We start from the raw sequence: 16112 nt of genomic DNA, 5'->3' as shown, positions 1-16112 counted from the left end.
GAACACGGCGAAATACCTTTTTGCAGATATTTCATGCACACATGCGTGATGAATAAAAACCCGTCAATAATGACGGGCCTGAATGGGTTAACCCACAAAATTAAAAATCGACAGTTGCTGCATCGACTGAAATACGGTCATTGACGAATTGAGCGCAAACTCCGACATCTTTGATTGCGACAACAGCGTAATCATCGAATCCCAATCCGAACCTAGTGTTTCCTGCAACCGGCTTTGCACATTGATATTCTGCGCTTCAGAGCTGAAACCCAGAGCTTCAATCTGCTGCATATTGGTGCCGACGGTGGCGCGAACTTTGCCCAGATTATCAATGCTTTTCTTCACGGTGATATTGGTGCTGTCCAGCGTGTCCTGCAAAGCCTGGCGATCGGCATCGCTAGTGATCGGCTGCTGCAGTTGCGTAATCGCCGCGTCCAGCGCTTTGAACAGATCGTCCGGCGAGCCGCTCAAAAAGATGTCATCGCCCGTATGACCGACCTGCATTTCGGTACTGTCGGAAACCACCTGCGTCATCGCGGTATCACCGCCGACATAGGTGCCGTCTTTCTGGAAAGGCGCCGCCCCGGTTTTGTAACCGGCAAAAATGTAGCGACCGTCACTGTTTTTGGTGTTCGCCAGATCCAGCAGGTTATCGCGAATACCTTGCAACTCTTGCGCCAGCGCCGCGCGATCCTCATCGGAGTACGCGCCGTTACCACCGGCGACGATTTTCTGCGACAAATTTTCAGACAGCAGGTTAGAGATAGAATCCAGGGTGTTATCTTCCTGGCCCAGCGCATCCTGCGCGTAGGTGCGCGCCGTGTCGTACTGGCTCATTCTGGATAACGCGTTCTGCAAAATGACCGCCTGCGACGCGCCCGTTGGATCGTCGGAAGGCTTCAGCAGCGTTTGCCCGGCAGAAAGGCGCGTGGACAAATCGTTATAACCGGTCATGGCATCTGACAGGCTATCAATACGGTTTTGAAACATATAACTGGTGCTAAGACGCATCGTTTATTCCTGACTTTTCATTGAGTGGCCCGGTAAACCGGGCGTACTTAGCGAATACTTAACAACGTGTCGAACAGGGTGTTCGCGGTCTGCAAAACCTGCGCGTTCGCCTGGTAATACTGAGAGAACATCTGCAAATTGACGTACTCTTCAGTGATATCAACACCCGAAACCGACTGCTGCTGAAGCGCCCACTGGTCATACACATTCGCCGAGGTGGTCATGTCCGCTTTCAGCGCGCTAACGGAGGAACCGACAGAGCTGACAAGGCTTGCGTAAGCGCCGGAAAGCGTTTTACCGTCAACCACTTCCTCGTCTTTAATGCCAATCATCGCCAGCATATTTTCGTTATCGCTCTGGTCGGCAGGATCGGGGGATTTCGCCGCCGCAATCTGATCGCCATCGGTGATCGCCACGGTGATGTTATCTGCCGCGCCGTCGGTCGGGTTCAGCGAGAAGCTGTCACCCGGCTGCGGCGTGCCGCCAGGGGTAATGGAGATCCCTTCGAATTCCAGTTCGCCATTACTGCCAATGGTCGGTGTGATAGCGCGGCCATCCGCGGTGGTGATAGTCCAGTCGGTACTGCCCGGCCCGTTAAAAGTCAGCTCGTAGTCTTCCGATTTCACCGACGAGATATCGCTAAAGCTGACATCCAGTGAACCAGTGCCCACGTTATTGATGTTGCCGACCGCTTGCGGTTTACCGATATTAAAAATATCGCCGCCCGCGTTGCCGTCGAGGTCGTAACCTTGCGCATTCGCTTCGTTGAACTTGTTGGCCATTTGCAGCGCCAGCTGGTTCAGTTGATCGCGCGCGGAGACCAGATCTTCATTGCGGAATTTGAACAGCCCGCCCAGCGCACCGGTGGTTTTCCCTTCGTCGAGCGGCAGGGCGTTGCCCGAAGCGTCAACGTACGCCACCACGGTTTTTGCCGGGTTGCTTTCAGAGGCGCTGGCCTGCAGTTCATAGGATTTGCCGCCGCTCACCAGCGACATACCGTTTTGCATGGAAACACTGACCGCGCCGGTATCGGTGTTTTCTGTCACCTTAATACCGATCTTCTCGCTCAACTGGCCTAATATTTGGTCACGCTGATCGAGTAAATCCGCAGGCATACCGCCGGTCTGACCGTGGATCTTTTCAATTTGCTTATTCAGCGATGCCAGCTGTTTGGTATAGGAGTTAATATCATCAACAGTCTGTTTAATTTGCGTGTTGGTGCTCTGCTCCAGATCATTTAATGTTTTGCTGTTGCTGCGATATTGGTTAGCGATGGCGTTAAATTCAGCCATAACGCCCTGGCGAGCCGCCGGGTCAACCGGGTCTTTACTTACCGATTCCATGGCTTCGAATAAATTATCCATGGTCACAGAAATATTATTGGTGCTATCGCCGAGCATGTTATCAATTTGGCTAACCTGCTCGTAACGGCTATTCAGGGAATAAAATTCCGTTGCCGCGCCGCGCACCTGATTGGTCATAAAACCATTATAAGCACGCTGAACATCGCCTACTTTTACGCCATAGCCGAAGAAACCATAATTGGTGGATTTGCCACCCGCTTCGCCCAGGATAATATTCTGGCGGCTATATCCCGCCGTGGTGGCATTTGACAGGTTATTCCCCACCACATTCAATGCGTTCTGCGCAGCGTTAAGCCCATTCTGGGCCAGATTGATTAAATTCATATGTTATCGATCCTAACCAGAGGAGGAGGTAAGACGCCCCTGATAAAAGTAGCGCTCTCTTATATTTATCGGCCTTATAAAATTTCACTAAAGCCTGACGGTTAAAATAATGAAGAAAAATCTGACGAATAGGCTTCAGCCGCCTGATTGACGTTATTCTTCACTTGCTGAATGATGCTGATCAATTTTTTCGCATACGCAGGATCGGTTGCATATCCGGCAGACTGCAACGCTTTTGCCGCTATTTCCGGCGATTCAGATTTCACAACATTTTTATAACGCGGACTACGACTAATTAACGACGTATAATCTTCCAGCGCCTCGGCATAAGAGGAATAGACTTTAAATTTGTCTTTTATTTTTTGCGCGACACCACCTTCATATTCCGTGGTGGTAATTTCTGTGGTTTCGCCATCCCAATCCGCCGTGGCTTTCACGCCAAATAAGTTATGACTCGGTTTGCCATCGCTGGTCATAATTTCGCGTTTACCCCAACCGGATTCCAGTGCCGCCTGCGCAATAATTAACTGATGCGGAATACCGCTTAAACGCGCGACCGCCATCGCAGGTGCCATCATGCGGGAAATAAAGCTGCCGCCCGGAACCGCCGGTATTTCCGGCTGCGGCGTGGCGGTTTTTTCAGCCTGCTGTTCTTCAGGGTCGACCGGCTGCAAACGCAGCGGCACGCTGATAAAGCGTGCCGGGCTGATATTAAGCGGCACTTCACGTGTCGCGGTGACATTTTCCGCCGTGGAAGCGGGTTTGCCGGTCAGTTGTTGCACCATCAGATCGGCAAAACCCATTTTTCCTTTATCGGCGATGTTCTGCGACAGCTGCTGGTCATACATCGAGGTAAACATCTCCGACTGCTGCGTATTGAACAGCCCGTCTTTGAAGGAGGCCTGGCGCATGCTCTTGAGCATCATCTGCACGAATAGCCCTTCCATCTGCTTCGCTACCGCCTTTAACGCATCCGGGGAGTCGTTGCGGGCGGCCAGTTTCAGTTTATCGAGGCTGTGCGCGTCAAACGCCGCCCCCTGCGTCATTGCCGGGCCGATCATCAGTTAATCTCCAGACGCGCATGCAGGCAGCCTGCGGTTTTCATCGATTGCAGGATTGCCATCAAATCATTCGGCGTTGCGCCAAGGTTATTTAACGCACGCACCACATTGTTCAGATCGGTGCTGGTGTTTACGCGTTGCAGAGAACCGTTTTGCTCACGCACCGAAAGCTGCGTGTTCTGCGTGACCACCGTTTGCCCGCCCGCCAGCGGCGTATTCGGCTGATTCACCTGAGTGTTGTTGGCGACTTCTACCGTCAGATCGCCCTGCGCAACCGCACAGGAATCCAGCGAAACATGGCGGTTCATCACCACCGATCCGGTACGCGAGTTGATGATAATTCGGGCGTCGCCCGCATCAACGCGCAGCGGAATATCCTGCACTGCCGCAAGGAAACGCACACGCGCGGCGCTGTCGGCAGGTGCGCGCAGGCTAATGCTGCGAGCATCTTCCGCAAACGCGGCGCCCGCGAAACGGCGGTTGATGGCATCGCTTATCTGCTGCGCCACGGTGAAATCATCTTCATTAAGCTGGAGCTTGAGCGAGCCTTGTCCGGCAAAGTTCGACGGCACTTCACGTTCAACTGTTGCGCCACCGCTAATGCGCGCGCCATTGAGTTGGTTGACCTGCACCCGGTTACCACCGGCCTGCGCGCCTGCGCCGGAAACCAACAGGTTCCCCTGCGCCAGCGCATAGATCTGGCTATCGGCCCCCTTCAGCGGGGTCATCAGCAGCGTGCCGCCGCGCAGGCTTTTCGCGTTACCCATGGAGGAAACCACCACGTCAATCTGCTGACCGGCGCGGGCAAACGGCGGCAGTTCCGCCGTCACCATTACCGCCGCGACGTTTTTGAGCTGCATATTCACGCCAGCGGGTACGGTGATACCCAGTTGCGAGAGCATGTTGTTCAGGCTCTGGGTGGTAAACGGCGTCTGCATGGTCTGGTCACCGGTGCCATCAAGACCGACCACCAGGCCATAGCCCATCAGGGAGTTACCGCGCACCCCTTGCAGAGTAGTTAAATCGCGGATCCGCTCCGCGCTGGCCTGCCCGGCCACCAGCGCAGACAGACAGCACAGCAGCGCCAGGCAGCGGGTTAAGAAATTCGTTTTCATCATCAATCAAAAAGGAGAAAGGTTAAGGAACATGCGCTGCAGCCAGCCCATTTGCTGCGCTTCGTTGATATAGCCATTACCGACATACTCGATGCGCGCGTCCGCCACCTGGGTGGAGATAACAGTGTTGCTGGCGCTGATCGTGCGTGGGTTCACGATGCCGGAGAAGCGGATAAACTCAGTCCCCTGGTTAATCGCAATCTGTTTTTCGCCGACAACCGCCAGGTTGCCGTTTTCCAGCACCTGTTTCACCGTCACGGTGATGGTGCCGCTAAAGGTATTTTTCGCCGCCGCGCCGCCTTTCCCGGCGAAGTCATTCGTTCCACTGATCGACGCATCGGCTTTGCCGTTGCCCACCAGACCGGCCATAAAACCGGGTACGCCAGCGACGCCAACATCGGTGGAGCCATCACGCGAGGCACTCGCCGAGGAACTTTTGCTGGCGCTGACATTTTCTTGCAGCGCAATGGTCAGCGTATCGCCCACATTTCGTGGACGGCGGTCTTCAAACATCGGTTGATAACCATAATTCATCGCCTGCCCTGTCTGAAAAATCGAGCCATTCGCGGTAGCGGCGGCGACCGGCGCAGGCATGGCGGAGGTTTCGCCCCCCACCAACGGTTTTTGCGGAATATAGGCGCAGCCGGTAACCACGGAAATCAGCATAAAAGTCGTTGCCAAACGACAAAGCGTACGTACAGAGCAAGGGTGATTGGTCATTTCATTCACTACAGGTAAAGCAGCCGCGAGCAAGACCCGCGGCCAGGGATCAAAGTTGAGTCAGTCGTTGCAGCATCTGGTCAGACGTCGACACCGCTTTACTGTTAATTTCGTAGGCGCGCTGGGTCTGGATCATGTTGACCAGCTCTTCTGCGACGTTAACGTTCGAGGTTTCGACATAACCCTGTTTCAGGGTGCCTGCGCCGTTTAAACCCGGTGTGGATTCATTCGGTGCGCCAGAGGATTGCGTTTCGCGATACAGGTTTTCACCAATGCTTTCGAGGCCGGAATCATTGATAAATGAGCTCAGCGTTAGCTGACCAACCTGCTGCGGCGCGGTCTGCCCCGGCACGGTCACGCTGACAATACCGTCGTTACCGATGGTCAGGCTTTGCGCGTCCTGCGGGATAGTGATCGCCGGTTGCACCTGATAACCGCTGGAGGTCACCAGCTGTCCGTTCTGGTCAAACTGGAACGAGCCGTCACGGGTATAGGCGGTGGTGCCATCCGGCAACTGTACCTGGAAGAAACCGCTGCCCTGAATAGCGACGTCTTTGCTGTTGTTGGTCTGCGTCAGGCTGCCCTGGCTGTGAATGCGCTCGGTCGCAACCGGGCGAACACCAGTACCCAGCTGTAAACCAGAAGGGATGGTGGTCTGCTCGGAAGACTGCGCGCCCGGCTGGCGTAAGGTCTGATAAATCAGATCTTCAAACACCGCACGCTGGCGTTTAAAGCCGTTGGTGCTGACGTTCGCCAGGTTGTTGGAAATCACATCCATATTGGTTTGCTGGGCTTCGAGGCCGGTTTTCGCAATCCATAAAGAACGGATCATGGTCTATTTCTCCTTATCGGGGCTTAACCGGCGCTCAGTAACTGGTTAGCTTTTTGTTCGTTATCATCAACGGTGGTGATGACTTTCATGTTCATGTCAAAACCACGGGCGGTGGCGATCATGTCCACCATTGATTTCACCGGGCTGACGTTGCTGCCTTCCAGCATGCCGGGCATCAGGCGCAGATCCGCATCGGCGGGAAGCACTTGTGCTGCAGCCGGATCGGCGACATGAAACAGACCGTCGTCACCATGTTTCAGCGTGTTTGGTGTGGCGTTAACCATTTTCAGGCGCGCCACCTGCGCCAGCGCTGAAGGCTCATCGCCTGCGCCCAGCGCGGTGATGGTGCCGTCCGCCGCGATAGTCAGTTCCGCCTGCGGCGGTACGGCTACCGGGCCGCCATCACCGAGCAGCGGCATACCGCGCACCCGCAGCTGACCTTCGGCATCCACTTCGATGTTGCCATCTTTGGTGTAGCCTTCACTGCCATCGGGCAACTGCACCGCCAGCCAACCGTTTTGCGGCATGGCGACATCCAGGCTGCGCCCGGTGGCCTGCATCGTGCCCATGGTGTTGTCGCTAAACGGCGTGGATTCCGCCACCATGGTGCGGGTTTCTATCGACGGCCCCTGCACAGGGATCGCGCGAAACGCCGCGATCTGCGCACGAAAACCGGTGGTAGAAGCATTCGCCAGGTTGTTAGAGGTCACCGCCTGGCGGTTGAGGGCCGCGTTTGCGGCCCCCATTGCGGTATAAATCGCGTGATCCATGAGGCGCTACTCTTAACCCAGGTTAACCAGCGTTTGCAGAAGCTCAGACTGGGTTTTGATGGTCTGAGAGTTGGACTGGTAGTTACGCTGGTAAACAATCATGTTCACCATCTCTTTACTCAGATCCACGTTCGAGGCTTCCAGCATGTTGCCGCGCAGCGAGCCGAGGTTACCGGTGTCGGCAATACCAATGACCGGCTGACCGGATTCCGGGGTTTCCGTCCAGCAGTTGTTGCCCGCAGACTGAAGACCGCCCGGATTGGTGAAGTTGCTCAGTACCACCTGACCCAGCAACTGGTTTTCGCCATTGCTGTAAGAGGCGATGATCTGGCCGTTATCACCCACGGTGTAGCCGTTCATCAGTCCCGGCGGGTAACCGGTGGTGCTCGGGCTGTCCATGGTGTTTTCCGACGCCTGCTGCGAAAGACCAGAGAGATCAAGGTTGAAGTTCAGCGCCGCGCCGCCCTGGTAAGCCGCGCCCGCAACCGGCAGGTTCGCCGGGTTGGTGGTGAGCTTGCCGGAGGTATCAAATGTCAGGTTGACAGAGCTGGTGGTACCCGGCGAGGTGGAGTCTACGGAGTAGGCCGTCCACTGGTTGTCGGCCGTTTTCACGTAATAGACGTTGATCGCGTGCTCGTTGCCCAGGCTGTCATAAGCGTTGACCTGAGTGGAATAAGTGTAAGAGTCGCCATTAGCCGGATCGAAAGGCGTTACCGTGACAATCTCGTTGCCTGAATCCAGGTTACCGGAAATGGAACCGGCGTCAGACGCACGCGCAGGCATCTGCCCGGTCGGGATCTGAATCGGCCCTACCGGTGCGCCCTGCTGAATCGCAGGCGGTGTACCCGTTGCCATATAACCAGTCAGGCGCATGCCCTGGTTATTGACGACGTAGCCATTTTCATCGGTCTGGAACTGGCCGTTACGGCTGTAAAATACGCGACCCGCTTCGGTCACCATGCGGAAGAAGCCATTGCCCTGGATACCCATATCCAGCGGGCTGCTGCCTGCGCCGAGTACACCATCGCTGAAGTTCTGGTTCACACCAGCAACCTGTACGCCCATGCCGACCTGAGAACCGGCAAACACATCGGCGAAAGCCACAGAACCTGATTTAAAACCGACCGTTTGTGAGTTGGCGATGTTGTTACCTACAACATCCAGCGCCTGTGAAGAGGCGTTTAATCCACTAAGACCTTGAGAAAAACCCATGTGATAAATTCCTGTGCGCGGGGTGCGCAAAATCCAAACTAAAAATTACTCGATGAGGTAAACGTCACTCAGCGAGGCGGTACCATTAACACCCAGTTGCAGCACCGCGCCTGAGTTGGTGAAGGAGACGCTTTGCACTTTCGCCGGTTTCAATGCGGTAATGGTTGGCGTGCTGCCGTCGGCGTTGGTGGCGGAGAACGACACTTTGAAGTTCGTGTCGGCCTGCAAGCGCGGATCGCTCGGCTGGAAATCTTCAAAATCATCCAGCGAGTACTGATGCACGCCCGCTTCGACATTTTTCAGCTTCGCGGTATAGGCGTTACCGGCCGGATCGGTCAGCGTGACGGTGACTTCATCCGCCGGGCTATTCAGGGAAAGCCCAACTTTCTGGTTTCCGTCCGTGGCGGTGGAAACTGAAGGTTCGCCTTCGACCATGATGTCGCGGCCTACCCAGTCAGCGGAGTTCATCTGCTGCATACTGGCGACCAGCGTGCCCATGCTGTTCATGGTGCTGTTGAGCTGCTCGACGCCCGCCGCCGTGTTGAACTGCGCCAGCTGAGCAGTCAGCTGGTTGTTGTCCATTGGGCTGGTGGGATCCTGGTTTTGCATCTGCGCAACCAGCAGCGTCATAAAGTTATTCAGCAGATCGTCGGCGCTGGAGCCGGTACCGACGCTGGAAGAACTGGTGGTATTGGTGTTACTGGTGCCAGACGAGGAGGTGGTTTTCGTCGTCGCAGCGCTTTGGGTCATGACCGGTGAAATTGCCATTTTTTAATCCTTACTGGCCCAGAGTCAGCGTTTTCAGCATCAGGCTCTTCGCCGAGTTCATCACTTCGACGTTGGCCTGGTAGCTGCGGGATGCGGAAATGGTGTTGACCATTTCACCCACCACATCGACATTCGGCATATGGACATAACCTTTGTCGTCCGCCAGTGGGTTTGCGGGTTCATAAACCAGTCTGTCCGGCGCAGTGGATTCCGTAACGCCGCTCACTTTCACGCCACCAATCTCCTGACCAGCGGAATTGTCGACATTGAACACCACCGAACGCGCGCGGTACGGTTTGCCATCCGGGCCGGCAATACTGTCGGCATTCGCCATATTGCTGGCACTGACGTTAAGTCTTTTTGATTGGGCGGCCATAGCCGAACCTGAAATATCGAAAACACTAAACAGCGACATGAAAATTATTGACCTTGGTTAAGGGCACTCGTTAAACCTTTTATTTGAGCGCCGAGAATCGTTAGACTCGTCTGATATTTGACATTGTTGTCAGCAAAATTAACGCGTTCACGATCCATATCGACAGTGTTTCCATCAGCTCTTGGCTGATCGGGAATACGATAAAGTAATTGTCGATTGTCCGTTTTCGGCGCTACGCCAGGAATATGTTTCCCGGCGGTTAAACTTAGTGTTAATGGATGACGCGTTTCCTGCTGCATTGCATTTTTCAATTCTTTTGAAAAATCAATATCTCGCGCCTTGTATCCCGGCGTATCGGCATTCGCGATATTGGACGCTAAAATATCCTGCCGCCGCGACATCAGGCTTAACGCCTGCTGCTGGAAACGCAATTCATTATCAAGTTTATCAAACATGAAATGACTCGCTTACTTCGAAAATTGATTACGAGGCATAGTCTAAGAGACAACCTAATAAATCTATACCTTAAAAATCCGACAGAAGTTGACGCATTTAGCCAATTCACTTTCGCTTAATTTGCCGAAAAGAAGCTTATATTTAAAAGTTGAAATAGCAATACAGTGAAATGCTGTCAAAACTGACGGCATTTAATAGATAAGAAAATAGCCACCCTGAATTACAATAAAAAAATATTAATCCTATTGTTTCTTTATATTATAAGGCAGGTTTACCTCATTATGCCGCAGTCCCTTATCCGGTTGCTTATCGTGATTGTCGCGCTCTGCTGCCCGTTCTCACCGGCTTTTGCCAGCGCGCCGGAAAACAGCGATCTCGAAGCTCGCATCACCACCCTGCTGGCTGCGGACAATAAAGAAGCAGAGAATCAGCCGCAGCTGCGCATTAAAATTCTTACCCCTGCGGCCAAACTCGCCGCATTGTGCGCGCAGCCGGATTTACGGCTTTCGGGCCGCTCCGTGCGCCTGACAGGTCGGCGCAGCGTGATAGCCAAATGCGGCAAAAAGCAGCAGTTCATTCAGATTCAGATTAGTGCCACCGGCAGGTACTGGGTGGCAGCGCAGACGCTGAAACCGGGGCAAATTATTAGCGCAGAGGATATCCAGCCCGTGAGCGGTGAACTGGATCGTTTACCGGCCGGGTTATTGCTTGATCCGCAGAGCATTATTGGCAGCACGCCCACGCGCATCATTCAACCGGGATCGCCGCTGGCAGAAAATCAGCTGCACCGCAGTTGGGCCGTTATTGCTAATCGCACCGTCGAAATTACCGCGCCGGGTGACGGTTTTCTGATCCACGCCAAAGGTAAAGCGCTGGATAACGCAGCGCTCGATGAAAGCGTCAGAGTACAGACCCGAACCGGCCAGGTGGTGGTCGCCACCGTAACAGGACAAGGACAAGTGAGCATTAGCCTGTCGAACTGATTTCAGTTTTATTTTCCCCGTGCCGATATCTTTAATACAGAGCCACCGCATAGAAAACCAGGATCCGTATGAACATTGAACGCACCCGCCAGGCCAATCCCATTCAGGCAACCGGCACTCAACAACAGCCCGTTGAGACGAAAATAATGAATGATGAATCCGCGCAATCGGGGAAAACAGACGCCCAGCAGGCCGGCACGCAGGTCAAACTCAGCCAGCTGACGCAGCAAATTAAAAATGACGGCAGCCGTGATGTTAATACGGAACGTCTTGCCGCCATTAAAGCGAAGATGGATGCAGGTGAACTCCACCTGGACAGCGATAAAATCGCCAGCGCGTTGGTACGCGACATCTTTAGATTCTCATAATCTCAACATGCACGTGAATGATGGAAAACTTACCCGTAATTCTGAACAAACTGTATACGCTGCTGGGTGAACTTGAAGCGACCCTGGTAGAAGAAATTGGTCAGCTTAGCCGCGCCCAGATAAACCCGGTGTCGCTGCAAGTGATCTCCGACAACAAGAGCCGTTTGTTATCAGCGATTAACTTCTATGATGAGCAGCGTAAACAGGAAGAGAAACAACATCAGTTGACATTTCCCTATCCGCACCACTCCGAACTGGCCACCCTTTGGGATCGCATTACCGTGGTGGTGCGAAAATCTGCTGAGCTCAATCAAAAAAGCTATCAGTTGCTGAACATGCATATGAAGAAGATGAATGACTTCAAAAAGATTGTCAGCCAGACGACCGCCACCGCGCAGCTTTATGGCGAAAGCGGCAACCGCAGCAATGATGCTTCGGGTAATGTTTACCGCATTTCCGTTTAATGCGGCCTCTTCTCCGTGCAACATTCAGCATTAACACCGCGTTATGGCGTCTTGCGCGCCCGTGTTGTTCTCCGCGCCAGGTTCGGAAGCCATTCTCAGCTTCCGCGCCTGGTGTGTGTATCCCGCCAGGGATGCTCGCATTTCTCCTGACGCGTATTCCCTGAACGCACTTTGCGTGGTTTTTTCCGCCTCCTTTCCTGTATCCGTTCTGTGTAGCGTACCGACGCCGTGACCGGCCTTGCTTGCGGGCTGATATCTGCTGTTTAATTCCGGTGATCTGTTCTGTGTGGCGTTATGCGCATTGCCAATGGCTGAACCAGGATCTCTCCTTCTGTATTGTTAGCTGACGTTTAGTTCTGGCGTTTTACTCCGCGTGGCGTTAGGACGCTCAAACCCGCACTTCTCTTCTGTGCTGTTAGTCGGCATTCATTTACGGCATTTTCCTCTACGCAGTGTTCAGACGCTTAAACCCGCACTTTTCTTCTGTGCTGTAAGCTGGCGTTTAGTTTCGGTGGTTTACTCTTTGTGGCGTCATGGCATCCATTTTTGCCTTCAGTGATTGTCTGGACGACTGAGGGTTAACCGCCGCGCACTTCGGTTCTGTTTTATGGCCTTCACCCATAGCACAATCCTCTGTGCCGTTTATTTGACCATCGGCGTTACTTATCTTCGTACTAGTCTTAGCGATAAACCCGCGCAGAATGCCGTTCTCAGCGTTTCCCCTAACAAAAATGTTTCCAAATGTTTCATTAATTTTGGCGGTGAATGTGAGGTCGGTCGCATTAAAAATCAAAAGCGCTGATTTAGATCCTTTTTTTCCGGTTAAAAATTCTGCCTGAGCGGGGAGCGGTCAGAGTAAATAATTGGCACATTTTTAACAGGGAATTTTTGATCTGTTTTTTCTCCCCCCGATAAATCAATTGGCAGAAAAAAGGCTATTTACGAACGCATCAAAAATAGCGAAAATACATTCAAGCAATGCAACAGGACGTTTTACCGGTTCATTCTGAATGGTGCTTTGCTTAAATACCCTCTCGATGAAAGGCGTGTTCTTTAGTTGCCACATGTCGGGAAACCTGGTGACTAAACTATATTACTGTGGCAATTAAACAGTACATTAGTTGTCATATGTGATGTAAAACCACTATTTCGATTGCCACCTTGAGTGGCATTTTTTTTTGCCATTTTTTCATGATGTTACAGAAAAAAACATCAAGCACAGACGTTAAAAAACACAAAAAGAAAAAAGAGGAAGATATTTATTGCTATACAAGCAAAAAATAAAAATGCGTAAAATAACGATGAAGGAAAACAGAAAAATAAGAAATGTGATCGCTAACATTCAAGAAAAAACGCCATAACGCCTCATAGAAATATCCATTAATCTTTTTAACGGATATATTCTTGCAGTTTTATCTTATCAGCGAAAAAAATAGAGAGAAGCCCGTTTTGCAATGGCTGTAGTGGCATATTCTACCGTATCTTTTTTAATCGTCCAGTTTCTGCCTCCGGCGATGTTAAAACCGCAACTAACTGTTATATTAAAACTTTCCTGGGAAAAACCACAAAACCCTCACCGCGTGACAGTGATTAATATCGCCTGCGTTAAATTTCCCCGCCAATTTCCGATTTTAAAAACCACAACAAACACAAATTGCGATATTTTAAACCAGAAAAACTACTCCTGACGTTGTTGTGCGCTGTGGGCATGCTGCACCTCATCCGTCCACAACCGCGTGTAATCGGGCCAGCTCTGCGGATAGCAAAAAACACCCTGTACGCTGGCGGGCGTCACCAGCCGGTAGCGTTGCGCGAGCAGCGGTACGATCCAGCGGCGATCGCTGAGATAGCGCATCAACCGTTTGACGCGTCGGCTGTAGCGCTCCGCAGGCCCGGCATTTATACGATCAAGAATACCAATCCCGCGCCGCCAGACCGCTTCTCCCCAAAACCAGGCCCACATTACGCTGTGACGGTAGCGCTCCTCCATGCTGAACGCGTCATGCTGCTCGAAACGCAGAAATCCCATACAAATATCCTGCTCCGCCCAGTTTTTATCCTGCAATAACCAATGAGTAACGCTTATCGGCGTCAGCGTCACTTTACAGCCGCGATAGCGCAGGCTTTTCGCCAACTCATCCACCAGCTTGCGCATTTCTGTTGAGCGGAAATAGACAAGATTGAGGTTATCAGGCAGCAGCGCCTGAACTTCCGGTTCGGCGGTTGGCTGCAGCCACTCCGGCAGCGGGCCTAACGTATCCTCCCGCTCGATCAAGCCTGCGCAAATACAGCGCGTAACGCGCCGGATAAAAGCCTGCTGCTGCGCGTTTAAACGCCCGCGCGCCTGGTTGAAGGTGACATAGTAGAACGCGTCGGCATTATCCCGCTCGGTCATGGCTTCCGGTGCAATCAGCGAATGAGGCGTATCCAGACGCACCAACGCTGGCAGCGGCGCGACACTGAGCGGTGTGCTGTAAACAATCTCCGATGCCTGCGGCGTTTCGCCATACCAGAAAGCCGCGCGGGTAAGCACCAGTTGGCTGCTTGAGTGTTCACTCACTTTAAATGGCCCCAGGCCAATGGAGCCATTGCGCGGATGCGGCAGCGCATAAACCGGGTTTGCCAGCCGATAAAGCAGCATGTTGTCTCGTTGGCCCAGCTGCATCGTCAGCACATAATTGTCACATTTCACGTCAATGACATGCGGCAACCCAGGGCCACCAGCATAGCGCTCGAGCGTCTGCCGAAGCTGCTCAGGCAGAACAGGCTCGCCGTTATGCCAGACCAGGCCGCGACGTAGAATAAAACGCCAGCGCAATCCATCTTCACTACTGGTGATGGTGTGGGCGAGGCCGGGAACGGGCGCGACTTGCTCAGGAATATGGCGCGTCAGTCCGGCATGAACCATCTGTAATATATGCCGCCCGGCGCGGTCGGTGTGGATAGAAGGAATAGGCGCCAACAGCGGCCGATAGAAAGAGATTAAATAGCGAAAACCGTCGCTGGAATAGTGCGGCTGCGCCTGCGTTGTCACCATTTCGGTTTCCGCTACCGGATACTCACCCGCAACGAGGGTCTCCAGCGCCGCCGCATTCATGCGGCATTGCAGTACGCCAAGCGCGCCGCGCCCAGGACGGGAATTCCACACCAGCCAGCCCTCTTCCTGCATTTCATGAAGCAAAGAGCGCGCATAGCGCGACGTGCAGGCTAATGTATCGGCAATCTGTGCCAATGACACTTCGTGGCGGTGAGTATTATAGCGGGTGAGCAACCGATTATAACGGCGCAGCAAACTACCTTTTTTAACGGCAGAATTATAAAGCATCAAAATTTACCAGCGTAACGCAAGGCAGTGAAAAGGTGGGCCTCAAGGCCAGAGGAAAGCCTATTAAATGTAGCATATAAGAAAATGAGCAGAATCGTTTCCACCAGATATTTCGCCCTTTTCGCCAGCCAAAGAAAATAATAACACCATGATAAAAAAGAATAAATAACTCCCTTTTATTCGAAACCTCCTCTCATTGCAGCATTTTTGCCAATTCAGATTTATCACTGATTTTAATTTCCTGGGCACATGAAATTTGCCTGTGGTTAATAATCAATCTGCTGTGCTGCTACAGAAAAAATGGCGTTTTCTTTTTTTAACCAGGCGAAACTTTTGTCTGTCTGCGAACGAACTGTGTATGAGCATCAATAAACTTCCCTACAGGAGCGCAACATGATCCCAATGAAAAAACTCGCCCTCAGCCTCACCGCCGCTGCACTGTTGAACATCGCTACTGCCCACGCCGCCCTGCCCACCGGTTCGCAAGCACCGGACTTTAAATTACAAGGCGCGCTGGCCGGAAAACCGCTCACCTTCTCGTTGCAACAGGCACTGCAAAAAGGTCCGGTGGTGCTTTACTTCTTCCCGGCGGCGTTCAGCAAGGGTTGTACTATTGAAGCGCACGCCTTCGCCGAAGCGACGGATGATTTCAAAAAACTGGGCGCGACAGTGGTGGGCGTGACGGCAGGCAACACCGACCAGGTGGATGAATTCTCCAAACTGGAGTGTCGCGATAAATTCACCGTCACCGCCGATCCGGGCGCAAAAGTGGCGGCGCAGTACGACACACTGATGAAGATGAACGGCAAAACCCTCTCGGATCGCACCTCGTATGTCATCGCCCCGGATGGCAAAATCCTGCTGAGCTACACTGACAGAAACCCGGAGACGCATATTCAGAAAACGATGGAAGCGGTGAAACAGTATGCGAACGCGCATTCGTAAACAGGCCCGTTAATCGTC

At 52.9% G+C, this 16112-nt stretch carries 16 protein-coding genes; 4 read left to right on the top strand and 12 right to left on the bottom strand.

The genetic code is table 11. The annotated features are described in order from the left end of the window. Nucleotides 1-87: 87 nt before the first annotated feature. The 11 genes from flgL to flgB form a co-directional block, all read right to left on the bottom strand. A complete protein-coding gene (gene flgL / locus C813_RS28545; RefSeq protein ID WP_017459388.1) occupies nt 88-1011 on the bottom strand; it encodes a flagellar hook-associated protein FlgL in 924 nt (307 codons plus the stop codon). A gap of 47 nt (nt 1012-1058) precedes the next feature. Beyond that, a complete protein-coding gene (flgK, locus tag C813_RS28540; protein ID WP_017459387.1) occupies nt 1059-2699 on the bottom strand; it encodes a flagellar hook-associated protein FlgK in 1641 nt (546 codons plus the stop codon). A gap of 101 nt (nt 2700-2800) precedes the next feature. Next, complete coding sequence (gene flgJ / locus C813_RS28535) at nt 2801-3760, bottom strand: flagellar assembly peptidoglycan hydrolase FlgJ (RefSeq protein WP_017459386.1); 960 nt, start codon at nt 3758-3760, stop codon at nt 2801-2803. Then, nucleotides 3760-4878 (bottom strand): flagellar basal body P-ring protein FlgI, encoded by a 1119-nt coding sequence (locus C813_RS28530; RefSeq protein WP_017459385.1) that lies wholly within the window; start codon nt 4876-4878, stop codon nt 3760-3762. Before C813_RS28530 ends, flgJ begins: the two co-directional genes overlap by 1 nt. Nucleotides 4879-4881: 3 nt before the next feature. Then, nucleotides 4882-5541, bottom strand: coding sequence for a flagellar basal body L-ring protein FlgH (locus tag C813_RS28525; protein ID WP_017459384.1), 660 nt, complete (start codon nt 5539-5541; stop codon nt 4882-4884). A gap of 103 nt (nt 5542-5644) precedes the next feature. Next, nucleotides 5645-6427: a flagellar basal-body rod protein FlgG gene (gene flgG / locus C813_RS28520; RefSeq protein ID WP_017459383.1), complete on the bottom strand. Its 783-nt coding sequence runs from the start codon at nt 6425-6427 to the stop codon at nt 5645-5647. A gap of 23 nt (nt 6428-6450) precedes the next feature. After that, on the bottom strand, nt 6451-7197 hold the full coding sequence (locus tag C813_RS28515; RefSeq protein ID WP_017459382.1) for a flagellar basal body rod protein FlgF: 747 nt from the start codon (nt 7195-7197) through the stop codon (nt 6451-6453). 12 nt (nt 7198-7209) lie between these two features. Beyond that, nucleotides 7210-8409, bottom strand: coding sequence for a flagellar hook protein FlgE (gene flgE / locus C813_RS28510; RefSeq protein ID WP_017459381.1), 1200 nt, complete (start codon nt 8407-8409; stop codon nt 7210-7212). Between the two features lie 45 nt (nt 8410-8454). After that, a complete protein-coding gene (locus tag C813_RS28505) occupies nt 8455-9177 on the bottom strand; it encodes a flagellar hook assembly protein FlgD (protein WP_017459380.1) in 723 nt (240 codons plus the stop codon). A gap of 10 nt (nt 9178-9187) precedes the next feature. Then, nucleotides 9188-9592 carry a flagellar basal body rod protein FlgC gene (flgC, locus tag C813_RS28500; protein ID WP_017459379.1) on the bottom strand — a complete coding sequence of 135 codons (405 nt, stop codon included), beginning with the start codon at nt 9590-9592 and terminating at the stop codon, nt 9188-9190. Nucleotides 9593-9597: 5 nt separating this feature from the next. Further along, on the bottom strand, nt 9598-10008 hold the full coding sequence (flgB, locus tag C813_RS28495) for a flagellar basal body rod protein FlgB (protein WP_017459378.1): 411 nt from the start codon (nt 10006-10008) through the stop codon (nt 9598-9600). A gap of 282 nt (nt 10009-10290) precedes the next feature. On the opposite strand from flgB, the gene flgA reads away from it, so the two are divergent. From flgA to C813_RS28480, 3 genes are all read left to right on the top strand, one after another. Next, nucleotides 10291-10992 carry a flagellar basal body P-ring formation chaperone FlgA gene (flgA, locus tag C813_RS28490; RefSeq protein ID WP_017459377.1) on the top strand — a complete coding sequence of 234 codons (702 nt, stop codon included), beginning with the start codon at nt 10291-10293 and terminating at the stop codon, nt 10990-10992. A 68-nt stretch (nt 10993-11060) separates the two neighbouring features. Continuing rightward, the gene (gene flgM / locus C813_RS28485) at nt 11061-11360 is read left to right on the top strand and encodes a flagellar biosynthesis anti-sigma factor FlgM (RefSeq protein ID WP_017459376.1); all 300 of its coding nucleotides are present in this window, start codon (nt 11061-11063) and stop codon (nt 11358-11360) included. A gap of 17 nt (nt 11361-11377) precedes the next feature. Beyond that, nucleotides 11378-11824 carry a flagella synthesis protein FlgN gene (locus tag C813_RS28480; RefSeq protein ID WP_017459375.1) on the top strand — a complete coding sequence of 149 codons (447 nt, stop codon included), beginning with the start codon at nt 11378-11380 and terminating at the stop codon, nt 11822-11824. Between the two features lie 1678 nt (nt 11825-13502). On the opposite strand, the gene C813_RS28465 is transcribed toward C813_RS28480, so the two are convergent. After that, nucleotides 13503-15149 carry an SgrR family transcriptional regulator gene (locus tag C813_RS28465; RefSeq protein WP_017459370.1) on the bottom strand — a complete coding sequence of 549 codons (1647 nt, stop codon included), beginning with the start codon at nt 15147-15149 and terminating at the stop codon, nt 13503-13505. A 393-nt stretch (nt 15150-15542) separates the two neighbouring features. Between C813_RS28465 and C813_RS28460 the strand changes: the two genes are divergently transcribed. After that, nucleotides 15543-16094, top strand: a complete 552-nt coding sequence (locus C813_RS28460) for a peroxiredoxin (RefSeq protein ID WP_017459369.1) — start codon at nt 15543-15545, stop codon at nt 16092-16094. The last annotated feature ends 18 nt before the right edge of the window (nt 16095-16112 follow it).

The sequence above is a fragment of the Kosakonia sacchari SP1 genome, from assembly GCF_000300455.3.
Taxonomy (GTDB): domain Bacteria; phylum Pseudomonadota; class Gammaproteobacteria; order Enterobacterales; family Enterobacteriaceae; genus Kosakonia; species Kosakonia sacchari.
This window is presented reverse-complemented; position numbering and strand designations above follow the sequence as displayed.